General features: G+C 57.4%; 23 protein-coding genes and 1 riboswitch. Of the genes, 6 read left to right on the forward strand and 17 right to left on the reverse strand.

Annotation, left to right across the window (positions count from 1 at the left end; translation table 11 throughout):
• Positions 1 to 7: 7 nt before the first annotated feature.
• The 8 genes from ACESQ2_RS10580 to ACESQ2_RS10615 all read right to left on the reverse strand — a co-directional run bounded on the left by ACESQ2_RS10580 (position 8) and on the right by ACESQ2_RS10615 (position 8,471).
• Positions 8 to 1,393 carry a diaminobutyrate--2-oxoglutarate transaminase gene (locus ACESQ2_RS10580; RefSeq protein ID WP_009652210.1) on the reverse strand — a complete coding sequence of 462 codons (1,386 nt, stop codon included), beginning with the start codon at positions 1,391 to 1,393 and terminating at the stop codon, positions 8 to 10.
• Positions 1,394 to 1,700: 307 nt separating this feature from the next.
• Positions 1,701 to 2,636 (reverse strand): ABC transporter substrate-binding protein, encoded by a 936-nt coding sequence (locus tag ACESQ2_RS10585; protein ID WP_014229330.1) that lies wholly within the window; start codon positions 2,634 to 2,636, stop codon positions 1,701 to 1,703.
• A 24-nt stretch (positions 2,637 to 2,660) separates the two neighbouring features.
• Positions 2,661 to 3,401: an ABC transporter permease gene (locus ACESQ2_RS10590; RefSeq protein WP_032719074.1), complete on the reverse strand. Its 741-nt coding sequence runs from the start codon at positions 3,399 to 3,401 to the stop codon at positions 2,661 to 2,663.
• Positions 3,398 to 4,126: an ABC transporter ATP-binding protein gene (locus tag ACESQ2_RS10595; protein WP_224260193.1), complete on the reverse strand. Its 729-nt coding sequence runs from the start codon at positions 4,124 to 4,126 to the stop codon at positions 3,398 to 3,400. The genes ACESQ2_RS10590 and ACESQ2_RS10595 overlap by 4 nt, the downstream gene beginning before the upstream one ends.
• Complete coding sequence (locus ACESQ2_RS10600; RefSeq protein ID WP_224260192.1) at positions 4,123 to 4,818, reverse strand: TenA family protein; 696 nt, start codon at positions 4,816 to 4,818, stop codon at positions 4,123 to 4,125. Before ACESQ2_RS10600 ends, ACESQ2_RS10595 begins: the two co-directional genes overlap by 4 nt.
• Before the next feature lie 69 nt (positions 4,819 to 4,887).
• Positions 4,888 to 4,989, reverse strand: a riboswitch (TPP riboswitch).
• 152 nt (positions 4,990 to 5,141) lie between these two features.
• Positions 5,142 to 6,314, reverse strand: coding sequence for a Gfo/Idh/MocA family protein (locus tag ACESQ2_RS10605; protein WP_224260191.1), 1,173 nt, complete (start codon positions 6,312 to 6,314; stop codon positions 5,142 to 5,144).
• A 14-nt stretch (positions 6,315 to 6,328) separates the two neighbouring features.
• Positions 6,329 to 7,252 (reverse strand): sugar phosphate isomerase/epimerase, encoded by a 924-nt coding sequence (locus ACESQ2_RS10610; protein ID WP_009652232.1) that lies wholly within the window; start codon positions 7,250 to 7,252, stop codon positions 6,329 to 6,331.
• 184 nt (positions 7,253 to 7,436) lie between these two features.
• Positions 7,437 to 8,471, reverse strand: coding sequence for a LacI family DNA-binding transcriptional regulator (locus ACESQ2_RS10615; RefSeq protein ID WP_014229335.1), 1,035 nt, complete (start codon positions 8,469 to 8,471; stop codon positions 7,437 to 7,439).
• A 168-nt stretch (positions 8,472 to 8,639) separates the two neighbouring features.
• Here ACESQ2_RS10615 and ACESQ2_RS10620 point away from each other — a divergent pair, with 168 nt between their 5' ends.
• Positions 8,640 to 9,782, forward strand: a complete 1,143-nt coding sequence (locus ACESQ2_RS10620) for an alpha/beta fold hydrolase (RefSeq protein WP_224260190.1) — start codon at positions 8,640 to 8,642, stop codon at positions 9,780 to 9,782.
• A 60-nt stretch (positions 9,783 to 9,842) separates the two neighbouring features.
• Here ACESQ2_RS10620 and ykgR read toward each other — a convergent pair whose 3' ends face one another.
• A complete protein-coding gene (gene ykgR / locus ACESQ2_RS10625) occupies positions 9,843 to 10,091 on the reverse strand; it encodes a small membrane protein YkgR (RefSeq protein WP_224260189.1) in 249 nt (82 codons plus the stop codon).
• Positions 10,092 to 10,145: 54 nt separating this feature from the next.
• Here ykgR and ACESQ2_RS10630 point away from each other — a divergent pair, with 54 nt between their 5' ends.
• Both ACESQ2_RS10630 and ACESQ2_RS10635 read left to right on the forward strand, forming a co-directional pair.
• Positions 10,146 to 10,571: a hypothetical protein gene (locus ACESQ2_RS10630; RefSeq protein WP_224260188.1), complete on the forward strand. Its 426-nt coding sequence runs from the start codon at positions 10,146 to 10,148 to the stop codon at positions 10,569 to 10,571.
• A gap of 5 nt (positions 10,572 to 10,576) precedes the next feature.
• Positions 10,577 to 11,137: an RNA polymerase sigma factor gene (locus ACESQ2_RS10635; protein WP_014229338.1), complete on the forward strand. Its 561-nt coding sequence runs from the start codon at positions 10,577 to 10,579 to the stop codon at positions 11,135 to 11,137.
• A 57-nt stretch (positions 11,138 to 11,194) separates the two neighbouring features.
• On the opposite strand, the gene ACESQ2_RS10640 is transcribed toward ACESQ2_RS10635, so the two are convergent.
• From ACESQ2_RS10640 to ACESQ2_RS10660, 5 genes are all read right to left on the reverse strand, one after another.
• Entirely contained in the window at positions 11,195 to 11,812 is a 618-nt protein-coding gene (locus ACESQ2_RS10640) for a TetR/AcrR family transcriptional regulator (RefSeq protein WP_049070663.1), read from the reverse strand.
• A gap of 11 nt (positions 11,813 to 11,823) precedes the next feature.
• A complete protein-coding gene (locus tag ACESQ2_RS10645) occupies positions 11,824 to 14,931 on the reverse strand; it encodes a multidrug efflux RND transporter permease subunit (protein WP_219675080.1) in 3,108 nt (1,035 codons plus the stop codon).
• A gap of 16 nt (positions 14,932 to 14,947) precedes the next feature.
• On the reverse strand, positions 14,948 to 15,370 hold the full coding sequence (locus tag ACESQ2_RS10650) for a hypothetical protein (protein WP_224260186.1): 423 nt from the start codon (positions 15,368 to 15,370) through the stop codon (positions 14,948 to 14,950).
• A gap of 125 nt (positions 15,371 to 15,495) precedes the next feature.
• Positions 15,496 to 15,948, reverse strand: coding sequence for a nuclear transport factor 2 family protein (locus tag ACESQ2_RS10655; protein ID WP_373170386.1), 453 nt, complete (start codon positions 15,946 to 15,948; stop codon positions 15,496 to 15,498).
• 51 nt (positions 15,949 to 15,999) lie between these two features.
• Positions 16,000 to 17,328 (reverse strand): glycoside hydrolase family 10 protein, encoded by a 1,329-nt coding sequence (locus tag ACESQ2_RS10660; protein WP_025108371.1) that lies wholly within the window; start codon positions 17,326 to 17,328, stop codon positions 16,000 to 16,002.
• A 269-nt stretch (positions 17,329 to 17,597) separates the two neighbouring features.
• On the opposite strand from ACESQ2_RS10660, the gene ACESQ2_RS10665 reads away from it, so the two are divergent.
• Both ACESQ2_RS10665 and nqrE read left to right on the forward strand, forming a co-directional pair.
• On the forward strand, positions 17,598 to 19,133 hold the full coding sequence (locus ACESQ2_RS10665) for a cyclic diguanylate phosphodiesterase (RefSeq protein ID WP_046877562.1): 1,536 nt from the start codon (positions 17,598 to 17,600) through the stop codon (positions 19,131 to 19,133).
• 120 nt (positions 19,134 to 19,253) lie between these two features.
• Positions 19,254 to 19,865, forward strand: coding sequence for an NADH:ubiquinone reductase (Na(+)-transporting) subunit E (gene nqrE, locus ACESQ2_RS10670; protein ID WP_009652200.1), 612 nt, complete (start codon positions 19,254 to 19,256; stop codon positions 19,863 to 19,865).
• Positions 19,866 to 19,953: 88 nt separating this feature from the next.
• Here the strand turns inward: nqrE and ivy are convergent, their stop codons facing one another.
• Positions 19,954 to 20,394, reverse strand: coding sequence for an Ivy family C-type lysozyme inhibitor (gene ivy / locus ACESQ2_RS10675; RefSeq protein WP_046877563.1), 441 nt, complete (start codon positions 20,392 to 20,394; stop codon positions 19,954 to 19,956).
• Between the two features lie 57 nt (positions 20,395 to 20,451).
• Positions 20,452 to 20,613: a YqaE/Pmp3 family membrane protein gene (locus tag ACESQ2_RS10680; protein WP_004102047.1), complete on the reverse strand. Its 162-nt coding sequence runs from the start codon at positions 20,611 to 20,613 to the stop codon at positions 20,452 to 20,454.
• Positions 20,614 to 20,931: 318 nt separating this feature from the next.
• Between ACESQ2_RS10680 and ACESQ2_RS10685 the strand changes: the two genes are divergently transcribed.
• Complete coding sequence (locus ACESQ2_RS10685; RefSeq protein ID WP_004850864.1) at positions 20,932 to 21,162, forward strand: hypothetical protein; 231 nt, start codon at positions 20,932 to 20,934, stop codon at positions 21,160 to 21,162.
• A gap of 53 nt (positions 21,163 to 21,215) precedes the next feature.
• Here ACESQ2_RS10685 and ACESQ2_RS10690 read toward each other — a convergent pair whose 3' ends face one another.
• Positions 21,216 to 22,100, reverse strand: coding sequence for an SDR family oxidoreductase (locus tag ACESQ2_RS10690; protein WP_025108367.1), 885 nt, complete (start codon positions 22,098 to 22,100; stop codon positions 21,216 to 21,218).
• Positions 22,101 to 22,134: the final 34 nt, after the last annotated feature.

Raw genomic sequence — 22,134 nt, forward strand, 5'->3', positions numbered from 1 at the left:
ACTCCACTCAGACCGGTTTTACGCCGGCGGCCAGCAGGGCCTGTTCAAATTTGTCGAAGAAAATTTCCAGCTCAGCGTTGCTGATCAGCAGGGACGGCAGCAGACGCAGCACGCAGCCGTGGCGGCCGCCGCGCTCGAGGATCAGACCCGCTTCGAAGCATTTCTTCTGCAGCAGCGCGGAGAGTTCGCCATCCGCCGGGTAGCAGCCCATGTGGTCCGGCGCTTCGTTCGGTTTAACGATCTCGATGCCGATCATCAGGCCCAGACCGCGAACGTGGCCGATAACCGGATAGCGTTTCTGCATCTCGGCCAGCTTGCCTTTCAGCCATTCGCCCTGAGCGGCGGTTTTATCCGCAATGTTATTGTCTTTCAGGTGGCGCAGGGTGGTCAGGCCGGTGGCCATCGCCAGCTGGTTGCCGCGGAAGGTGCCGGTATGGTGACCCGGTTCCCAGGCGTCGAACTGCTTTTTGATACCGAGAACGGCCAGCGGCAGACCGCCGCCAACGGCTTTCGACATCACGATAATGTCCGGCTCGATGCCCGCGTGTTCGAAGGCGAAGAATTTACCGGTACGCGCAAAGCCAGCCTGAACTTCATCGATGATCAGCAGAATGCCGTGTTCCTGAGTCACTTTACGGATGCGCTGCAGCCACTCGACCGGAGCCGGGTTCACGCCGCCTTCACCCTGAACGGCTTCCAGGATCACCGCCGCCGGTTTACGCACGCCGCTTTCGACGTCATTGATCAGGTTTTCGAAGTAGTAAGTCAGCGCTTTCACGCCGGCTTCACCGCCGATACCCAGCGGGCAGCGGTACTGGTGCGGGTAAGGCATAAACTGCACTTCCGGCATCATGCCGTTAACCGCCGCTTTTGGCGACAGGTTGCCGGTGACGGACAGCGCGCCGTGGGTCATTCCATGGTAGCCGCCGGAGAAGCTGATCACGGAAGAACGGCCGGTGTATTTTTTCGCCAGCTTCAGCGCCGCTTCCACGGCGTCAGCGCCGGACGGACCGGTGAACTGCAGGCAGTATTCTTTGCCTTCGCCCGGCAGCAGGGAAAGCAGGTATTCAGAGAAGCGATCTTTTAACGGAGTGGTCAGATCGAGAGTATGTAACGGCAAGCCGCTGGTAATGACACTTTGGATGCTCTGCAGCACATCAGGGTGGTTGTGGCCGAGTGCCAGAGTACCTGCGCCGGCAAGGCAGTCCAGATACTGTTTATTATCCGCATCGGTCAGCCAGACGCCTTCCGCTTTGGTAATCGCAAGGGGCAGCTTGCGCGGGTAGCTCCTGACATTCGATTCGAATTCAGCCTGACGGGCCAAAAAGGTATCGTTGTTTGCATCTAATAAATCTGCGCCTAAAGTATCAATACGGACTTTATCCGTCATCATATCACTCCCACAACCAGCGTTACGGTTGAGCGCTGGTTGAATAAATTGGTGTAAGAAATTGAATCGCCATGCATTAAAGCGGGCACAATATATGGCTTTTTAGATACGCATTCAACGTTTTATTGATTAAGGTATATTTACGTTATTTTTACACAGGCAAAAACCAACGTAACCATTTGATTTAAATCAGGTGTTTTAAAGGATAAAAGACCTTTAAAATTGTAATTATTAGTGAGGAAGTTTCTCGTTTTTTAATACTGCCGCGCGGGCATTGCTGGCGAAAAGTTTCCGCCAGCAATGGCATGACTCAATGCAGCTCAACCGCATAATTCGTTAAAGGTGTAACTTTTTTCACCAACTTATTGTTATATAAAAACTGTTCATAAGCTTCATACCGTGGTTTATCCAGCGCCGCCGGATCGCTGGCAAACAGAGGAAGGGTTTTCAGCCATGCCTGCTTGTTCAGTTCGGTGTTGAGCTCGGGATGCGCGGCGGCAAACGCCTGCCAGGTCTCCTGCGGGTGAGCGCGCAGGTAAGCGACGCCTTTTTGCAGCGCCTTGAGGAAGGCCCTGATTTTCGCCGCGTGGACTTCATCCCGGTTGGCGACAATCACCAGCTCGTCGTAGGCCGGTACGCCGTAATCCTCAACGTTCATCACCTGCGGATCTTTCCCCTGCAGCTTCAGCTCCAGCGCTTCGATATTACGATAGCCGCCAATGACCGCGTCGACCTGTCCGGCCAGCAGGGCGCTGGTCAGCTGGAAGTTAACATTGATGAGCTTGATGCTTTTGGGATCGATTTTCGCATGCTGCGCCATGGTGGCCAGCGTCGCCTGTTCGATGCCGCTCACCGAATATCCTACTTTTTTGCCCTGCAGATCGGCGGGAGATTTTATGCTTTTATCCAGCGCGATCACCGTATTCAGCGGCGAATTAATCAGCGTGCCGACGCGGACCAGCGGCAGCCCTTCATCAGCAAAAAAATGCACCTGCGGCTGGTAGGTAATCGCCAGGTCCGCCTGGCGGGCGGCGACCAGCCGCGGCGGCAGCGCCGGGTCGGACGGCGGCACAATGTTGACGTCCAGCCCCGCGTCTTTAAAGGCGCCAATCTGTTCGGCCACCAGGATCGGCGCGTGGTCGGGATTGATATACCAGTCCAGCACCAGGGTGAGTTTCTCGTTGGCCAGCGCCTGACCGCTGAACAGCGCGGCAATCGTCATACCGGCATAAACACGTTTACGCATGGTTAGTCCTTTTATTTAAGAGCGTTATTCCGGCGTCCAGTTAATCAGCCGGTGTAAGAAAGCATCCACCGCCAGCCAGAGCAGGACGGTCAGTAGCACCAGAATAAACAGGGCCGCAAAGCAGATATCGGTTTGCAGACGGGCGTTGGCGTTAAGCATCACGTAGCCCAATCCTTCGGCTGAACCGACCCATTCGCCGATGATCGCCCCGATGGGGGCGACGGCGGCCGCCATCCGCAGGCCGGAACCGAGGGCCGGAAGGGCAGCCATCAGGCGAACGTGGCGCAGCTGCGCGCCAAAAGAGGCCCCCATCGTGCGTGCCAGATCGAGATAGTCGTGGTTAACCCGGCGCAGACCGTCAAAAAACGCCGAGGTGACGGGAAAGAAAATCACCAGCACCGCCATCATGACCTTGGCGCTCATGCCGAAACCGAACCACAGCACCAGCAGCGGGGCAAGGGCGAAAACCGGGATCGCCTGACTGGTCAGCACCAGCGGCATCAGCCAGCGCTGAAGGCGAGGCGAGACAATCATGCACAGCGCCAGGATCACGCCGAGCAGAACGCCGAGCGCGAGGCCGCTGAGGATCTCGCTTAATGTGATCAGCGTGTGTTCGCCGAGGTACGCGCGGTTGACCCACAGAGCGCTTGCCACCGCCGAGGGGGGAGGCAGCAGGAAAGCGGGAATGCCGCTGCGGGTCGCCAGCCACCAGAGCAGCAGCAGGCCGCAGAACACCACGGCGGCGCGAAACAGTTTTGCGCTCATCCGTTAGCCCTTATGAGCTGTTGCAGCAGCTCCGCCTGGCTGGCCAACAGCGCCGGGTCGTCCGGCGCGCGCGGCGGCATGCCGGAGAGGTGATGCCCGTCGTCAATCCCGCCGGGAGCGGGGGAAAGGACCAGCAGACGGTGGCTCAGGCGGCAGGCTTCCATCGGGTCGTGGGTGATCAGCACGACGGTGCGGTTTACCAGCAGCCCGGCGGCCAGGGTCTGAATGCGCGTGCGGGTAATCGTGTCGAGCGCGGAAAAGGGCTCGTCCATCAGCACGATGGGCCGGTCTTCGTAGAGCGTACGCGCCAGCGCCGCACGCTGGCGCATGCCGCCTGAGAGGGCGGCCGGGCGGTCGTCGGCGCAGTGTTCAAGGCCAACCTGCTGTAACAGCGCGGCAACCCGCCGATGGTCCACGCGCTCCCCGCGCAGACGCGCGCCAAGCGAGACGTTGTCGCGCACGCTTAACCACGGATACAGCAGATCTTTTTGCCCCATCCACGCCAGCCGCTTGTCTATTGCCTGCCCGTCGCTGGCGCGAACCTCACCGGCGGTGGCTTTTGCCAGCCCGGCGATAATACGCAGCAGGCTGGTCTTTCCGGCGCCGCTGGCCCCCAGCAGCGATACCCACTGGCCGCCGGGGATAGTGAACGTCAGATTATCGAAGATCTGCCGCGAGCCAAAGCGCAGGCCCAGGCCGCGCACCTCAATTCCGGGAGCCGTCACGCCGGGCGCTCCGCGACGGCGTTAAGGCCCATCTGCCAGAAGTTAGCCTCCAGACGCGTGGCGGTGGTGAAAATAGCGCTGAGTTCAGCGAAACGCGCCTCGCCGCCGCGCTGCCGCCAGAGGGTTTCCAGCAGGCCGATGGCGTTATTGACGCCGTTCAGGTAACCCTCATCGCCGTAGTTGCGGATCCACGAGGCATAAGGATTGGCGGTCAGCCGGGTCGCCGGATCGTGCAGCAGGCCGAGGCCGATTTCCGCGTAGCCGGCAACGCAGGGCATCAGCGCCGCCAGCAGATCCAGGGCGTCGCCGGAGTGGCCGATGTCCAGTACGTAGCGGGTGTAGTTGACGGTTTCCGCGGCTTCCGCTTCGGCGGCCATCGTCGCTTCATCCAGCCCCCATTCCCGGCAGTAGCCAACGTGCAGAGGCAGTTCGTCGAGAATGGCGTTCATCGACGCGGCGGCAGCGCGCATTTCCGCCAGGGTGCGCAGCTTGCTGACCAGCAGGGCGTAGCTGCGGGCGAAGTGGATCAGAAACAGATAGTCCTGCGTCAGATAGCGGCGAAAAGCGGGCTCGGGGAGGGTACCGTCGGCGAGCTGGCGCAGGAAGGGGTGGGCGACGTAGTGCTGCCAGTCGGCGCCGGCCTGCTGACGCAGACGACCATAAATACCCTGGGTAAACGCGGGAAGAATCACAGGACCTCCTGAAAAAAGGGAGATCCGGGCGTGCTAAAAGAAGTGTGAACAGGCAATGGCGCAAAACTGGCGGAAATGCCGACCCGTCCCTTCGCTGGCATGACCCAGATCAGGTTCAAAGGGTTCGGCTTACGCCATCTCAGCCCTCACGGGACACCCCTCGGTTTGGCCCCTGTTATACGACATTCCCTTTTTGATTACAATGCTGTGAATTTTATGAGGAAAGGTGACGTTGTCACGTGTGAGAGTCGCGAGTAAGGGCTTTTTGCATCGTGGCAGCCCGGCGGCGGCTGATGCCTTGCCGGGCGCGTATTATCAAAGGATCAGTGAAATTCTACCCAGCTGGCGCCGCTGTCTGCTGAACGTACGCACTTCTCGACCCAGTGCACGCCGAGCGCCCCGGCTTTGGCATCCGGATACCAGAAGTTTTCCAGCAAAGCCGCGTCGCGACGGTCGGTTGCATCCATGGCGATGGCAAAGCGGCGATACAGATTCGACCAGGCCTCAAACAGCCCTTCGGGATGGCCGCCGCCGATCCGGTCGTCCTGCAGGGCCAGCGGATCGAGATAGGACATTCCGCGTTCGAGGATGCGCACCGGCTCGCCCTGAATTTCGTAGCGCAGCTGGTTCGGCTGTTCATCCCACCACTCCAGGCTGGCTTTCTCCCCGACGATGCGGACTTTCTGTCCGTGCATTGAGCCGCTGTTGACCGCCGAGCACCACATCGACCCTACGGCGCCGTTGTCGTACTCCATCAGCACATGCGCGTTATCCTCCAGCGGCGCGCGGCTTTTGACAAAGCTCTGGCGGGAGCACATCAGGCGAGTGATATTGAGCTTCGGCGCCATGGTCTCCGCCAGGAACAGCGGGTGGGTGGCCAGATCGCCCAGCACGTAGCTGGGACCGACAAATTTCGGGTCCACCCGCCAGCGGGTGCTGGGGTTATCCTGCTCTACCGGCTGGTTATGGAAACCGTGGGCGAACTGCATATTGATGATGCGGATCTCGCCCAGCAGCCCCTGTTCAATCATCTGCCGCGCCTGCAGAATCAGCTGATGCCCGGCATAGCCGTAGGTGACACCGATGATTTTGCGCTGTTTTTCGCTCAGGGCCACCAGCGCATCGGCCTCTTCGCCGGTAAAACAGAGCGGTTTTTCGCAGACCACATGCAGTCCGGCCTCCAGCGCCGCGCGGCAAATAGCGTAGTGGGTGTTGTTTGGCGTGGCGATGGAGACCGCTTCAATGCCGTCTTCCCGCGCCGCCTCTTCGCGAAACAACGTTTGGTAGTCGGGGTAACAGCGTCCGGCCTCCACGCCCAGCTGCTGGCCAAACTCGCGCCCGCGCTGGGGGTCAATATCAAAGGCTCCGGCTAGCAGGGTAAACGATCCGTCACGCAGCGCCGCAGAGCGGTGAATATAGCCAATCTGGCTGCTTCCGCCGCCGCCCACCATGCCCCAGCGCAAGGAGCGGCCAACAGGTTTAATACCGTTAATCATGTGTTTTCTCCCGATTAAAAACCAACCGAGCGCAGGTAGCGCAGGCTTTCCGTGACCGCCTGCAGGCTGCCCTCGACGTTGCGCGGATCGCGCTCTTGCTCAATGGTGATCCAGCCCTGATAGCCCCGCTTATCGAGAAAGGCGCGCACCGCCGGATAATCAATGGCGCCGCTGCCGAGCGGGCACATCACCCCCTCCGCGCAGGCGGAGAAGAAGTCGATGCCGCGGGAAATCACGCTCCTGAATACCTGCGGGTCGACATCTTTAAAGTGCAGGTAGTCAAGGCGGTCAAAATGGCGATCCAGCCAGCTGATGGGGTCCATGCCCGAATAGAAGAGATGGCCAGTGTCGAGACATAAACCGGCTACGTCATGGGGGATTTGCGCCGCCAGCAGATCGATTTCATCGGCAAACTCAATGCAGCCGCCGGCGTGAGGATGGATAACCGGGCGAACGCCGTACTCCTGCCACGCCAGTCGGCTGATGGTCACAATGTGGTCGACCATCCGCTGCCAGTCGGCGGGTGACAGGCGGGGAGCCAGCTCGCCGCGCCCGGCATATTTCGCCCGCTGCGGATTGCCGAAATCAATAATGACCAGATAAGGCGGCTGGAAGGGGTTGCCCGGCGTCTTTTCCGCCGACGGCACCTGCGACAGGTTGCGGCAGAGGTTATGCGTCAGTTCGACAATATTTGCGAAATTCTCTTCGCTGACCAGATCGTCGAAGATCGTTCCGGCAACCAGCGACAGCCCCTGTTTATTCAGCGCTGCGCTGAGTTCATCGGCCCGGGTCGGCAGATAGCTCCACGGGCCCAGTTCAATGCTTTTATAACCGGCGGTCGCCGCTTCTTCCAGTACCTTGGACCACGGCGGCAGATAAGGATTTTTGGGATCATCGACGCCCCAGCTGCACGGCGCGTTGGCAATATGTATGGTCATGATGGCTTCCTTTTCAGATGAGGAGAAAACATGACCAGTATTGAATGAAAATTTCATATCCAACAATGATGAAATTTAAATTCTTTGATGGGATTCAAGGTTTATTTTGATAGCGTAAATGATAGTTTTTTATCAAATGCAGCACTGAAGCGGGGCGCGGCGACTTTACCCGCGCCTGCGGCAATCAGAGGTTTTCTTTAGTGAGGAGGTCAAACGGCTGCAGAGCGTTGATAAACGCCGCCTGCGGCTGGCTGGCGGCGTGGACAAACGCGTTGATGGTGGCGGCGGCAAATTCATCAAGCCGATGGGTAAGCATGAGATCGATAGTGCCGTCAATTAGCGCCAGCTCGCCGCTATCCACCGGGCCATGACAAATCAGGGTGACCTGATGCTGGCGCTGGCGCGCGCGCAGGGCGGCGACAATCCCTTCCACGCCGCCGCAGGGCGCGTAAATGGCCTTCAGATCGGGGTACTGTTGCAGCATCTCTTCCGTGACCTGGCGCGCGACATCGGCGCGTTCGTGGCTGCGCACCGGTTCAAGCACCCGATCGCCTTTGCCCTGTTCACGCAGGTAGGAGCGGAAACTTATCTCGCAGCTTTCCTGACAAATAAACCGGTTATCGCCGACGATAATGCCAATTTCGCCGTCGTCGTGGCACAGCCTGTCCACCGCCCAACCGGCGGTGCGGCCCGCTTTCTGGTTATCCAGCCCGATATAGCCGGTACGCTGCGGGATACTCATATCGGAGAGCAGGGTGAAGACGCGGACGCCTTTCTCGATGGCCTGCACGACCGCATGGCGGATAAGCGGATTATCCAGCGCGACAATACCGATAACGTCGACCGTATCGCTCAGACGGGCGATCGCGGCGGCCATATCGTCGATGGCGTTAATATCGTAATGCAGAAAAGCGGGGGCCTGCGCCGGGCTATGCCACGGTAACGCCGCCTGCTCCAGCGCCTGCGCCAGCTGATGGTAAAACGAGTGTGACTGCTGTAGCAGAATGAAGCCCATTCTGAGGGCTACCGCCGGCCGATCCGCCGCCAGCCGATAGCGGGATTGCTCCAGCGCGAAGCCTAAGCGCCGCGCGGATTCCAGCACTTTACGTTCGGTGCTCTCTTTCACGGGCGTGCGTTTATTGAGCACCCTGTCCACCGTCGCGATACCGACTCTGGCCTCTTTGGCGATATCCGCCATGGTGACTTTTTTTGCTGACATGATTCTCTTCCTTTGAGGGTAATGATAAAAAGCTATCATTATTGTGACAGGCAAACAGCGAGGCGGGTCAGACTTCAGGAAAATCATTTCGCCGCGCTGGCTTCATTGACCTGATATTCAACCGCCAGGGTCTACACTAAGTGCATCCCCACTCAGGAACAGGATGTTATGACGTATTCCCTCTCAAAAAAATTCCTCGCCGCCACCTCTGCGCTGCTACTGCTCTCCATGAGCGCGATCCCGGCCAGCGCCGCCGCCGATAATAGCGACGCGGTCTCTCCGCTCAGCGCCGGAAATGGCTTAAGCGAAGCGGCAAAGCAGTATCTCCTGCGCTATCCCTCCCGCAGCGGCGTGGACGGCAAAACCGCCCGCGAAGATACCGCCGCGGTCTTTATTCCGTTTGGCGCCACCCCGGCAGGGGGATGGCCGGTCGTGGTCTGGGCCCATGGTACCGTGGGCGTGGCTAATCACTGCGCGCCGTCGTTAAACCCGCGCAGCGATCGCGATAAGCAGTACCTGAACACCTGGCTGTCGCTGGGCTACGCGGTGGTCGCGCCGGATTATGCCGGTCTGGGTTCGTCTGGCCTGCACCACTATCTTAATGCCCGCGGCGAAGCGTGGAGCGTGCTTGATAGCGTTCGCGCCGCCCTGAAACAGTTCCCGCTGAAAAATGAACTCATTCTGGTCGGACAGTCGCAGGGCGCGCACGCCGCGTTCGCCAGCGCCGGATATCAACCCCACTACGCGCCGGAGCTGAATGTTCGCGCAACGGTGCTGACCGGAACGCCGTATTTTGAGAAGGGGACCACCGCAGCCGACATTCTTCCGCCGGCAGGCGGCAAAGCGCCGAGCGGCGGCGACCCGAAAATACCCTATATTTTCTATATTTACCTCTCGGCTGCCGATAGCAACCCGCAGCTCAATCCGGCTGATTATTTCCAGGATAAAGCGTTGCCGCTGCTGAAAGAGGCGAGCAATTTATGCATTACGCCGCTCAACGATGAAGTGATGAACGCCGGTCTGAATGCGGCTAATGCCCTGAAGCCGGGGGTGGATTCGCTGTTAAACGCCAGCGTGGGCGCCATGCTCTACCCGACGCTGAAAATCGATCACCCGGTGTTTATCGGTATTGGTAGCGCGGATATTAACGTGCCGACGGCAATGCAAAAACGCTTTGCGGACGCGGTGAAAAGCGCGGGAACCCGTGCGGACGTGCATATTTATGAGGGGCTGGATCATAGCGGTACGGTTAACCCGTCTTTACGCGACTCGGTGCCGTTTTTGATTAAGACGCTCAACGATAAGCGGTAGCGGCGAAGGGATGATGAGCCGCCCTGAGCAAGGGGCGGTTCAGTACAGGTATGGCGTCGATTACCAGTATTTGGGGATCAGATAGCCATACATAACGACGGCGACAACAATCATCAGCGTAATAATCGCCCAGTCGGCTTTTAGTGATTTTACCGCGTTCATAAGTTCCTCTTTTTTCAATGAATCACCGGGTAACGTTACCGCCGTCGCGCCTGCATGTAGGTGATGGAGATCACATAAAAAATATTTGTCATACAAATAAAGCGTGTCAATTTTTTTACTATTCTCAGCAATATTTTGCCCGCTCATTCGTCTACCTCCGCACAGGGTAATTATTCAATAGCGTAATGAGGTAAACAGACGATGAGAGATATCGATAAGCACGGTCAGCACCACCATCACCGCTTTGGCCGCCACAGAATGGCGAAGCCGCTTCTTATCGGCGTGGCGCTAATCGCCATTCTTGGGCTGCTGGTGATGTCGCTGTGGAATGCGCTGCTGCCGGCCATCCTTGGGGTGAAGAGCATTGGCTTCTGGCAGGCGTTAGGTGTGCTGGCGCTGTCGCGGATCCTGTTCGGCGGCCTCGGCTTTCGCCCGGGAATGTTCGGCATCGGTAACGCGCGGCGTCGGATGCATGAACGCTGGATGAACATGAGCCCGGAGCAGCGCGATGAGTTTGTGCAGCGCTTTGGCCACCGCGGGCATCGCGGCCACTGCGGCTGGCGCGACCGCCGCAGCGAGCATGCTCCGCAGCAGGAGAGTTCGCCTAAAAGCGCGGATCCCGAGTGAGCACAATGAAAAACAGGATCGTGGCGCCATCACGGCTTGTTTCCGCCCTCGATGCCTGCCGGTCGCGGCTGAAGGCTTTTATTCGCGGACGGACCCCGCTGCGCGATGAGGCGGACGATATCCTGCAGGAAGTGACGTATCAGCTCATTCGCGTCGAGCAGCCGGTGGAGAATATCGCCGCCTGGTTGTTCCGGGCGGCGCGTAACGAGATGACCGACAGGGCGAGAAAAAAGCGCGAGCTGCCGCTGGCGGGCGGTTTCAGCGACGAGGAGGAGGGCGATTTTCCCGAGGATGAGCTGGCCGAAACGCTGTTTGGCGTTGCGCAAACGCCGGAGGATGAGTATCTGAAAGCGCTGCTCTGGGAGGAATTAAGTCAGGCGCTCTCGGAGCTGCCGCCCGCCCAGCGTGAAGCCTTTGAGAAAACCGAACTGCATGGCTACAGCTACCGGGAGCTGGCAGAGGAGTCCGGCGTCAGCGAACAGGCGCTGCTCTCACGTAAGCATAAAGCGGTACTCTACCTTCGTACCCGCCTGCGCGCGCTGTACGATGAACTGCTGGCCAGTTAGGCGTTCTCCGGCTCCTGCTGCAGGGGCCGGAGAGGTGCGTTTAAGCCGCTGATTGAATTATTGCCTGTAGCCCCAGGCCGTGAGGAAGGCGCTAATCGCGCATTCGGCGAGCTGCTCCAGCCTCTCTGACGCCACCGCTTTTTGCGCAATTAAGGCCCCCGGCAGCGGATAGCCCATAATCGCGCCGAGAAACGCCGTCGCCTCTAGCTCCGGGTCGCTGAGGGTCAGCAGACCTTCGTCTTGTTTCTGCGCCAGGATATCGCTCAGCGCCTGCAGTACGCGGCCTGAGGGGCGCTGTTCGAGCGTGACGTAAAGCTCGGGCTTTTGCACCAGCACCTGGATCAGCAGGCGCTGAAAGTGAATATTCTCCGGCGCATAAAAGTGTTGTTGCACCACTTTCGCAAACCCGCGCAGCAGCGCGGGAAGATCCTGCTGACGATCCTGCAAAAGCTGGCGCAGGGGCGGCTGCATGGTGTCATTGAGAAACGCGAACGTCTCCAGCAGCAGCGCGTCTTTACCGCCGGGAAAATGGCTGTACAGCGTCGGGCGCGTGGTACCCGCTTCGGCGGCAATGGTATCCAGCGACACATCAAGCCCGTGGCTGAGAAACAGCTCACGGGCGGTTTGTAAAATGCGTGGGCGGGCTTTCATTGGCCGCCCGCGTTGATTTCCCATCAATTGAGTCCTTACCGTTTGCGCCCTTTAAGGCGCATCATTCCTTGCTGTACCAGCAGGAAAAAGAGTGGAACGAAGAGCAAGGTCAGCAGCGTCCCGGTGAGCATACCGCCGATCACCGCGGCGCCAATCTCACGCTGGCTGGAAGCGCCGGCGCCGGTAGAGAGTACCAGAGGGATAACGCCGACAACAAATGCAAGTGAGGTCATCACGATGGGGCGCAAGCGCAGGCGAGCGCCCTCCAGCGCCGCGTCGGCCAGCGTTTTACCTTGCTGAAACCGCGCCAGGGCGAACTCAACGATCAGAATCGCGTTTTTGGCGGAAAGCCCCATGGTCGTCAGCATACCGACCTGAAAGTAGATATCGTTTTCGTATCCGGCGAGCAACGAAGCGCTCACGGCCCCCAGAATGCCTAACGGGACGATCAGCAGTACGGCGACAGGAATCGACCAGCTTTCATATAAGGCGGCGAGACACAAAAACATAAAGGCCAGCGACGCCAGGTATACCCATAACGTCTGCACTGAGGAGGTCTGCTCCTGCCAGGATAAACCGCTCCATTGCCTTTCAAACCCGCTCAACTCGCCCACCAGTTCGGACATCGTCGCCATCGCCGCACCGGAACTGACGCCCGGCGCCGCGTTTCCCTGAAACTGCACGGCCGACAGTCCGTTAAACCGCTGGAGCATTTGCGGCCCGGTGGTCCAGCGGAATGATGAGAAGCTGTCGAAGGAGGCCATGTTGTTGCTGTCGCCGCGGACAAACCAGGCGGATAAATTATCCGGCGTCGAACGCCAGGCCGCATCCCCCTGCATATACACGCGCTTAACGCGCCCGCGGTCGATAAAATCGTTGATGTACACGCCGCCCCAGGCCGCAGAAAGGGTGCTATTGATGGCGGCCTGATCCAGCCCCTGGGCCTGGGCTTTTTGTCTGTCGATATCCACCTGCAGCTGCGCTTTCTCCTCCAGACTATTAATTCGCACGGCGTCCAGCGTCGGCGTTTGCCTGGCGGCAGTGAGGAGGGTGGTTTGCGCCTCGATGAGCGCCTGGCGGCCGTTTTCCGCGCTGTCCTGCAGCCAGAGTTCAAAGCCGCTCGACTGCCCGAGTCCGCGTACGGTAGGCGGCGACATGACGCTGATGGTGGCCAGCCGGGCGTTTTTTAAAAAGTACCGGTTCGCCCGCGCGATAATCGCCTGCGCGCTGTTCTGTTCCCCGGGACGCGCGTCCCAGTGCTTTAGTTCGGCGAAGGCCATCCCGACGTTCTGCCCGCTGCCGGCGTTGTTTCTGCCGGTGACCATAAAGATGACGTTGAGGTTATCTTCCTCCTCGGCCATGAAATAGCGGGTAATGTCCGCGCCGACCGCCTCGGTCATCGCCATCGGCGAACCGGATGGGAGCGTAAACTGAACCATCACCGCGCCCTGATCCTCTTCGGGCAGAAAGCCGCTGGCCAGCTTCTGATACTGCCAGAGCATCAAAAGCGTCAGCGTCAGGGCCAGCAGCACAAAGCGGAGCGGGCGAACGATTATCCGCCGGAGTATGTCGAGGTAACGGTTCTGGCTGGCGGCGACGCCGCGGTTGAAACAGGTGAAGAATCGCCCTTTTTTAAGGTGCCCGGGTTTAAGCAGATGGGCGCACAGCGTCGGCGTCAGGGTTAACGCCACCAGCGCAGAGAGCGCCATTGCCGAGACGATGGTGACGCTGAACTGGCGGTAGATAATCCCCACCGAGCCGCCGAAAAACGCCATCGGGATAAATACCGCAGAGAGAACCAGCGCGATGCCAATCAGCGCGCCGGTGATCTCATTCATCGAGCGCAGGGTGGCTTCAGGCGGGGTAAGATCCTCCTCCGCCATCAGGCGTTCAACGTTCTCCACCACCACGATGGCGTCATCAACCAGTAAACCGATTGCCAGAACCATCGCAAACAGGGTGAGGGTATTAATGCTATAGCCCAGCAGGCTGAGGATGCCGAAGGTGCCGAGCAGAACCACCGGCACCGTGAGCGTCGGGATCAGCGTAGCCCGCCAGCTTTGAAGGAAGAGGTACATGACGGCCACCACAAAAAGAATCGCCTCAATCAGCGTACGCACCACGCTTTCAATAGAGACCGTCACGAACGGCGTGCTGTCGCGCGGGTAAGCGGCGACAACGCCTTGCGGAAAGCGCGGCGTCAGGCGTTCGACCTCCGCCCGGATCTTCTCCGCCGTCGCCAGCGCGTTAGCCCCCGAGGCCAGCTGAATTGAGATCCCGGCGGAGGGGAAACCGTTGAGCGTGGTTTGGTTTTGATAGTTTTCCGCGCCGATCTCCACCCGGGCGACATCGCGCAGATAGACCACCGAGCCGTCGCTGTGGGTACGCAGGATAATATTTTCGAACTGTTCCGGACGCTCAAGGCGGGACTGGGTGGTGACCGTTGCGTTCAGATACTGCCCCTCCAGCGTGGGCAGCGAACCGATTTCACCGCTGGTGACCTGCGAATTCTGCGCCTCGATGGCGGCCTGCACGTCGGAGGGCATCAGACCGTAGCTGGTCAGCTGCAGCGGATTGAGCCAGATGCGCATTGCATACTGGGCGCCGAAAACGGTGGTTTCTCCGACGCCTTCAACCCGGCTCAGCGGCTCCTGCAGGGAACTGACGAGAAAGTCGCTAATATCGAGGCTGGTTAACGACCGGCTTTGGTCATACAGGGCCACCACCATCAGGCTGTCTCCCTGTGATTTGGTCACCGCGATCCCTTGCTGCTGCACCTCCTGCGGTAAGCGCGTGATAGCCTGATTGACGGCGTTTTGCACCTGTACCTGCGCCATGTCAGGGTTAATGCGCTGATCAAAACTGAGGCTAATGCGCGCCTGGCCCGCTGAACTGCTGCTGGAGGAAAAATAAAGCAGGCCGTCGATGCCTTTAATCTGCTGCTCCAGCACCTGCGTCACGCTGTCTTCCACGGTTTCAGCCGAGGCGCCGGGGTAGTTTGCCGTGACGTTGACGCCGGGCGGGGCGATATCCGGATACTGTTCAACCGGCAGGGTCAGCAGGGCAAGGGCGCCGGCCGCCATAATACAGATGGCGATGACGACGGCGAAAACCGGGCGAAACACAAAAAAGCGAGCCAGCATCGTGGTGCACCTTCGGTCAGTTAAGGGATGCTTGCAGAGCAAACACGGCGGGCGGCGCGTTTATCGCATCGTCGGGCGGAAGCGGGGTAAAGGGCAGCCCATGGAATGCCTCATCGTGGACTTTGCTCATCAAGAAGGCGCCGATCTCAGAACATGACGTCGTACGCTGGTACTCACTCCACAGATAGTCGTAGGTTTGAATGCTGAAAATATTCTGCTGCAGTAAAAAGTGCAGATAGCGTTGCCGCTGTTCCACGCGCTGGCTAATGAGCAGGGCGCGACAGCGCCAGGCCTCGGACGGTTCTTGTAGGTGCGAGCAGGCGTCATAGAGCGGGGCGCCCTGCGCGGGCAGGCTGGGTAAAGCGGCGTTCATCGCGCAGGGGAAAATGGCTAATGCAATGAAATAAAAAAGCTTTCCCCATTTTTCTTTGCTAATCATCAGATTCACTCCGCCAGTTTATTTACTTTACAGTAAAGTAAATAAACTGTTTAAACAAGCGTTCATCTGTACGAAGAGTAAACGGGGAAAGCGAGGGGGATGAGCAGGATACGCCTGCCCAGGATTTAAAACATGCCGTTGCCGCTGGCGGTTTTTTGCGGAACGTTCTGGGTCACGTCCCAGTGTTCAACGATTTTATGCTGCTCGTCGACGCGGAAGATATCGATAATCGCCCGCGTCACGCCCGGCTCGCGACCGGTGACCTCAACGTGCAGGATCACATGATCGCCGTCGACAAACGCCTGCTTAATTTCGCTGTGCGAGTCGGGATATTTGTTCTTCAGGAAGGCGATAAATTGCTCAAAGCCTGCAACGCCGTCTTTCGCCATCGGGTTATGCTGTTCGTAGCGGTCTCCCAGATAGGGTCTGGCGGCGGCAAAGTCTTTGTCATTTAACGCTTTATTATAAAAATCAATAACATTCTTTTTATTCAGCTGTTCATTTTCACTGTTGCCCGCAAAAACGGCGGGCGTCAGAGCGCAGAACAAGGAAAAGGCGACGATCGATTTTTTCAACATACATCCTCCGGTGGGGTTGATACCAGGCTCCTGGCCTGTCAGGTGAGTGCATCAGCTTCCCCAGCGGCTTTTCAGGTAGTTAACGGCCTGCTGGGTTTGCGGCTGGTTGAGGTAATTCTCTCTGAATAAAATCGTGCCCTGAATTTGCGGCATGGATTCATTCAGATCAAGCTGCTTTTTCAGCTCCGGCACGCCGCCGCTAATCATCCAGTCAGGTTCATTCTTCGATGGCTCGCCAACTTTGTACAGCGCCACGCCAATATAGAGGCGGGTATGGGTGGGTTTCACCACGTCAGCCCACCACTTTGCCAGCACATCGTAGCGGGCCGCGTCGCGGGCGAAAGGCCAGTAAATCTGCGGCGCGATGTAGTCCAGCCATCCCTGCTGGACCCAGAGGCGGGTATCCGCATACGACTCATCGTAGGCCGCTGCGCCGCGGGTATCCGAACCCGCCGGATCGTGGGAGCGGTTGCGCCAGACGCCTGCCGGACTGACGCCAAATTCAACATCGGGATTCAGCTGCTTGATGGTGCGGGAAACCTGCTCAATCAGCAGCTGCGTGTTGTGCCGCCGCCAGTCCGCTTTCGCGGCAAAGCCCTGGCCGTACTGCTGGAACGTCCGGTTGTCGTTAAGGGCCGATCCCGGTGATTCGGTGTAGAAGTAATCGTCGAACTGGACGCCGTCAACCGGGTAATGCTCCACAACCTCGGCCACGATGCTGGTGATCCAGTCGCGGACTTCCGGGATGCCCGGATCGAGCACGAAGCGATCGCCGGAGGTGCGAATCCACTCAGGGTGCAGGACGTATACGCTGGCGGGAACCTGCGACAGCGTGCTGTTCAGTTCGGTGACGGTTTTCGGCCGCGTATTGACCGAGACGCGATAGGGGTTAAACCAGGCATGAACGCGCATGCCGCGCTTATGGGCTTCATCCAGCATAAACTTGAGCGGATCGTAGCCCGGATCCTCACCGATTTTGCCGGTCAGCATATCGGACCACGGCAGAATCTTCGATGGCCAGAGCGCGGTGCCATCCGGTTTCACCTGGAAGAAGACGGTGTTAATGCCGAGGCTTTTTAAATTATCCAGCTTGGCAACCAGCGCCTGCTGCTGCAGGGCGATGCGCCGTTCGGCGCTAATACCGCCATTGACGGATTCCAGCGGCGGCCAGTCGAGGCGCGACACGGTCGTCAGCCAGACGCCGCGCACCGGCTCCTGGCTTTTGGGCAACGTCGGCTGGCGGGCCGCGGGCGGCATGGGCGTGACAAGAGAAACGGGCGGTTTGCTACCGCAGTGGGCTAACAGCAGCGCGGCAGCTATAGCTACCGCGGATATTTTCACCTTGTTCAGAATAAACTTACGAGAGCGGATCGTCATCATATTTGCCAGCTTTTCTGGTCATCGCACAAAAGAGTCATTTTCGTATTATTCGGCTTTAAGTCAATCATTTAGCTACAGATGCGGCGGCATAAGCACGCAAACCTCAGACGCAGAAAGCGCCTCCTGCGCCGCGCAATGGTTTGCCATGATATATCATTGATATGCATTAAAACTTGATCGGTTCAGGGCGAGTATAAACAGGATTTATTAAAATTTGGCCAAACAATTGACCTTTGGCCTTTTCCGGCGAGTCAAACTGGATTAGCACAATGAACTACTCATCATCACGCCATCGTCTGTGGATACTCCTGTTTCTGCTTGCGTTACTGAGCCTGGGCACCGGGCTTTGCTACTGGCAAATGCAAAAAAAGGTGGATCAAGATATCCATTCGCGCCTGCAGCAGGCGATAGCCAGCCTTGATGTGACCGTCTCCCATGCGGAACAGGCAGCCGATCTGGCTGAGCCTTTTTATGGTAAAAGCTGTAGCGAGAATGTCCTGACGGAGCTGCGCACGCTGGTGGCCACCATTCCCGATGTGCGCACGGTGAATTTAGGTAAGGATAACGAAATATACTGCACCTCGGTTTTTGGCGGGCGTAAATTTCAGTTCGATCGTCGCCAGTATACGCATGGCGCTCTGCGCCTGCTGAGCGGCAGCGAAATCACGCCGTTTCATCCCTTGATGGTTTACAGCGAACAGGATGAGCGGGGAAATACGATTCTGGTTGGCGTTGACGGCTATTATTTATACAACATTTTGACCGTTCTTGATGGCGATGCGCATCTCTATCTTCAGGTTGGCGATCGGATAATGACCCGCAAAGGGGAAGTGACGGCGACGCCGGATATCAAGGTTCCCGTGCGCCTGGCCTCTGAGCTGTTTACCTATTCGGTTATTGCCGACCGCGGCTACGCCTCTGGCGTCGGGGCGTTTATCCGCTATGAGCAACACACGCTTATCGCCATTATTCTGGCCTCCTTGCTGCTCACCTTTTTATTCAGGAACTACCTCCGCTACCGGAATACGATTGAGTATCAGCTCAGAAAGGCTATCGAACTGAAGCAGCTCAAGCCCTATATTCAGCCGATTATCAACAATGATAGCGGAGCGGTTATCGGCGGTGAGGTGCTGGTGCGCTGGGAACATCCGAAGCAGGGATTTATTGCGCCGGATAAATTTATTTCCGTGGCAGAGCAGACCGGCTTGATTAAAGACGTGACGGCGATTTGCTTTGCCGAGGTGATCCGTCAGCTTCGGCGCCATCAATCCGTTATTCCTGGAGGTCTGTTTATTTGCTTTAACACCAGTTCGGTAAACTTTCAGGACGACGAAATAGTGACCCTGTGCCAGACGTTTATCCAGCAGATGAAAGAGGCGCAAGTCCGCCTTGTTCTGGAGATAACCGAGCGCGAGTCGATCGAGAATACCCGGCAAACATCAGCGGTGACGGACAAACTCAGGCGTATCGGCGTCCAGTTTTCGCTGGATGATTTTGGTACCGGCTACGCGAACTACAGCTACATCCAGCAATTTAATCCTGAGATTATCAAAATCGATAAGGTCTTTACCCTCAACATTGTGACCAACACGGCTTCCGCGCTGGTGGTGAAGAATATGGTTAATCTGGCCAGGAAGTTTCATTGCCAGATTATTGCTGAGGGCATCGAGGATAAGGAGCAGCTCGCGATGCTCAAAAATATGGGGATTACCCTCTATCAGGGCTATTACTTTTCTAAACCGGTGCCGGTCGATGCGTTTATTCAGATGCTTCCTCGCTCGTTTAGCGAGTCAGGAAGGCGCTAAAGGCGACGCTCTTGCCCACGCAAAACACAGGAAATTAAAAGGTGATCGACTCGGCAAAACCGAGTAATAATAACCCGTTCAAGCTGAAAATTTGGCATTATTGAGAAACAACTCAACAACATGGAGGTTGTCTTGTTTGAATCTCATCTCAATATTTTTATCCGCGCGGTTTTCGTTGAAAATATGGCGCTCAATTTTTTCCTCGGGATGTGTACTTTTCTCGCTATCTCCAAAAAAATCGATGTCGCATTTCGCCTCGGGGTAACCGTGACGGCGCTGCTGGCCATTGCGACGCCGATTAACAACCTGATTTACCATTACCTGCTGAAAGAGAACGCCCTGATCGAAGGGGTTGACCTGAGCTTCCTCGATTTCATCACGTTTATCGGCGTTCTTGCGGCGCTGGTGCAGATCCTCGAAATGGTGATCGACAAATATTTCCACGCGTTAAACCATGCTCTGGGGCCGTTCCTGCCGCTGTTAACTATCCACTGCGCCATTTTCGGCGCGACGATTTTTATGGTGCAGCGTGAATACAGCTTCCTTGAATCACTGACTTATGGCACCGGATGCGGTATTGGCTGGGCGCTGGCGATTGTGGCGCTGGCCGGCATTCGTGAAAAGCTGAAATATGCCAATATGCCGAAAGGCTTACGCGGTTTAGGCAGCGTATTTATTACCGCCGGCTTAATGTCGCTGGGGTTTATGTCGTTCGCCGGCATCTCGCTGTAGGCTGCGCTGAACGTCGGGGGAGAGTTTCTGCCGTCCAGACCCTGGGGTTGTACGGCAGAAGGCGCGAAATTATTGCCTCAGCGTTTTACTACGGGTAGTTAAACGCATCCGGATGGTTCTCCAGGCTGCCGCTCAGGGCGGCAAAGAGCACCGTCTTGCCATCGATTGAGCGCTCATCGCTAACATTCAGCCAGGTCAGTGTCTCCTGGGCGGTTTTTTCGTCAACGGCGGAATAAAGCCCGGACATCTGTCCGGATTTTTCCGACCACAGCACGGCGAAGCGCTCCGCTGCGCAGTCGTGGGGTTTGCAGACGCTGAATACCTGATAGACCTCGGCGCCAAGCTTCACCGTCCGGGCAGGCGAGCCCGTGCCGCCGGACTTTATCCAGGCGGGCAGGGTATGCCCTTTAACCATCTGGCTAAAGGCTGCCGGTTCCTTTTTGGCCAGACCGTCCAGCGTCATATCGGTTTGCGCCATGGCGTGGGTGGATGCAGCCAGAAAAGCGATAGCGGTTAAGTGTTTAAGCATAAAATTGCTCCTGCGAACTTTCTGATTCCTTGTGATGACCGGTGATAATGGCTCTGATTAGCTGTTTTTGGTCTGAACCCAAAAAGCGTGGATAAGGCCTGGAATATAGCCGAGGATCGTTAAAATAATATTGAGGATAAACGCCCAACCAAAGCCTTTACCCAGCAGTACGCCAAGCGGGGGTAGAATAATCGTCAACACAATTCGCCAAAAACCCATAATATCTCCCTGTTAAGTGAGTTAGCTCATAATTATTTTAGCGGTTGCGCCTGTTTTTGCAAATTTTAACTTTTTGAATAATAAGACTGCTAATATTACCCGCGCCTCGATACTACATATTTAATAAATAGAAAAGTCCCAATTCACCTTTCTGACATATATAAGATTATTCCAGGGTGATGCTTGCGTCAGCAACGCTGACAAAGCAAGAGTGTTCCATCGTAAACGCATTTAAACGTAAATAAGGAATGCAGGTAACGAGGCGGGAAGTGCGCTACACTGGCGGGGAGATTTATCCCATCATGAAATGGCGGCGGCATGGACAACATTATCCTTTATAAAGTTATCGTCATCCTGACCATTGTCGGGTGGGGCTGGAGCATGCTTAGAAGGAAGCAGAAAAAGCAGGTCCTGGAACCCGCTATTGCGCAGGCGAATGCCAGGGAGCGTTATCAGTGGCGTTATTTCAGGTGGGGCTGGAGAGTTTTGCAAATCGTCTGCGGTTTTTATTTGCTGATTACCCTCATCCAGTTTCTTCTCTGCGGCTAGCGTTCGCCGCTGCGGCGAGCTGGAACAGCGCGCGACAGCGACGAGCGCTTCTTTTATGCGACGCCGGTACCGCCGTCTGAGCACCAGACCTGACCGGAAGCGTACGAGCAGGCATCTGAGGCGAGGAGAACGTAAAGGGGCGCAATCTCGACCGGCTGTCCCGGTCTGCCGAGCGGCGTATCCTCACCAAAATGCTGAACTTTCTCTTGCGGCTGGCCGCCGCTTGATTGCAGCGGAGTCCAGTACGGGCCGGGCGCCACGGCGTTAACGCGGATACCGCGCGGACCAAGCTGCTTAGCCAGCGATTTGGTAAACGCCACGTTGCAGGCTTTGGTCTGGGCATAATCCAGCAGGATCTCGCTGGGTTTAAACGCCTGCACGGAAGAGGTGTTAATGATCGCCGCCCCCTGCGAGAGATGACGAAGCGCGGCTTTGGTTATCCAGAAGGGCGCATAAACGTTGGTTTTAAACGTGGCGTCAAACGCGGCGGTCGTTAACGTCTCAATGGATTCACAATACTGCTGCCTGCCGGCGTTGTTAACCAGAATATCCAGCCCGCCCAGCTCAGCGACCGCCTTTTCAACCAGGGTATCGCAAAATGACTCAATCCGAATATCGCCGGGAATGGCGACGGCTTTTCTTCCCTCGGCCTGGATCAGCGCGATAACGGCAGCCGCGTCGGACTCCTCCTCCGGCAGGTAGCCGATAGCGACATCCGCGCCTTCCCGCGCGTAGGCAATCGCGACAGCCCGACCAATTCCCGAATCACCGCCGGTAATCAGCGCTTTTTTCCCCGCCAGCTTTCCGGAACCGGTATAGCTGGTCTCTCCGTGATCGGGAAGGGGCTTCATTTCGGATGCCAGCCCCGGGGGTTGCTGCGGCTGCTCGACAAACGGCGGAAGTGGATAGTGTAGCGTTGGGTTATTTCCTGTTGTCATACCGGCCTCCTTAATAAATGAAATTTAAGATTAG

The sequence above is a fragment of the Klebsiella sp. Q11 genome, assembly GCF_964241505.1.
Taxonomy (GTDB): Bacteria; Pseudomonadota; Gammaproteobacteria; order Enterobacterales; family Enterobacteriaceae; genus Klebsiella; species Klebsiella michiganensis.

What these genes read in the sequence shown, in the direction of transcription:
- ivy (WP_046877563.1), bottom strand. Translation starts at nt 20,394, where the DNA reads ATGCTTAAACACTTAACCGCTATCGCTTTTCTGGCTGCATCCACCCAC.
- ACESQ2_RS10645 (WP_219675080.1), bottom strand. Translation starts at nt 14,931, where the DNA reads ATGCTGGCTCGCTTTTTTGTGTTTCGCCCGGTTTTCGCCGTCGTCATC.
- ACESQ2_RS10580 (WP_009652210.1), bottom strand. Translation starts at nt 1,393, where the DNA reads ATGATGACGGATAAAGTCCGTATTGATACTTTAGGCGCAGATTTATTA.
- ykgR (WP_224260189.1), bottom strand. Translation starts at nt 10,091, where the DNA reads ATGAGCGGGCAAAATATTGCTGAGAATAGTAAAAAAATTGACACGCTT.
- ACESQ2_RS10685 (WP_004850864.1), top strand. Translation starts at nt 20,932, where the DNA reads ATGGACAACATTATCCTTTATAAAGTTATCGTCATCCTGACCATTGTC.
- nqrE (WP_009652200.1), top strand. Translation starts at nt 19,254, where the DNA reads ATGGAGGTTGTCTTGTTTGAATCTCATCTCAATATTTTTATCCGCGCG.
- ACESQ2_RS10615 (WP_014229335.1), bottom strand. Translation starts at nt 8,471, where the DNA reads ATGTCAGCAAAAAAAGTCACCATGGCGGATATCGCCAAAGAGGCCAGA.
- ACESQ2_RS10655 (WP_373170386.1), bottom strand. Translation starts at nt 15,948, where the DNA reads ATGTTGAAAAAATCGATCGTCGCCTTTTCCTTGTTCTGCGCTCTGACG.
- ACESQ2_RS10680 (WP_004102047.1), bottom strand. Translation starts at nt 20,613, where the DNA reads ATGGGTTTTTGGCGAATTGTGTTGACGATTATTCTACCCCCGCTTGGC.
- ACESQ2_RS10630 (WP_224260188.1), top strand. Translation starts at nt 10,146, where the DNA reads ATGAGAGATATCGATAAGCACGGTCAGCACCACCATCACCGCTTTGGC.
- ACESQ2_RS10665 (WP_046877562.1), top strand. Translation starts at nt 17,598, where the DNA reads ATGAACTACTCATCATCACGCCATCGTCTGTGGATACTCCTGTTTCTG.
- ACESQ2_RS10585 (WP_014229330.1), bottom strand. Translation starts at nt 2,636, where the DNA reads ATGCGTAAACGTGTTTATGCCGGTATGACGATTGCCGCGCTGTTCAGC.
- ACESQ2_RS10640 (WP_049070663.1), bottom strand. Translation starts at nt 11,812, where the DNA reads ATGGGAAATCAACGCGGGCGGCCAATGAAAGCCCGCCCACGCATTTTA.
- ACESQ2_RS10610 (WP_009652232.1), bottom strand. Translation starts at nt 7,252, where the DNA reads ATGACCATACATATTGCCAACGCGCCGTGCAGCTGGGGCGTCGATGAT.
- ACESQ2_RS10690 (WP_025108367.1), bottom strand. Translation starts at nt 22,100, where the DNA reads ATGACAACAGGAAATAACCCAACGCTACACTATCCACTTCCGCCGTTT.
- ACESQ2_RS10650 (WP_224260186.1), bottom strand. Translation starts at nt 15,370, where the DNA reads ATGATTAGCAAAGAAAAATGGGGAAAGCTTTTTTATTTCATTGCATTA.
- ACESQ2_RS10660 (WP_025108371.1), bottom strand. Translation starts at nt 17,328, where the DNA reads ATGATGACGATCCGCTCTCGTAAGTTTATTCTGAACAAGGTGAAAATA.
- ACESQ2_RS10605 (WP_224260191.1), bottom strand. Translation starts at nt 6,314, where the DNA reads ATGATTAACGGTATTAAACCTGTTGGCCGCTCCTTGCGCTGGGGCATG.
- ACESQ2_RS10635 (WP_014229338.1), top strand. Translation starts at nt 10,577, where the DNA reads ATGAAAAACAGGATCGTGGCGCCATCACGGCTTGTTTCCGCCCTCGAT.
- ACESQ2_RS10620 (WP_224260190.1), top strand. Translation starts at nt 8,640, where the DNA reads ATGACGTATTCCCTCTCAAAAAAATTCCTCGCCGCCACCTCTGCGCTG.
- ACESQ2_RS10590 (WP_032719074.1), bottom strand. Translation starts at nt 3,401, where the DNA reads ATGAGCGCAAAACTGTTTCGCGCCGCCGTGGTGTTCTGCGGCCTGCTG.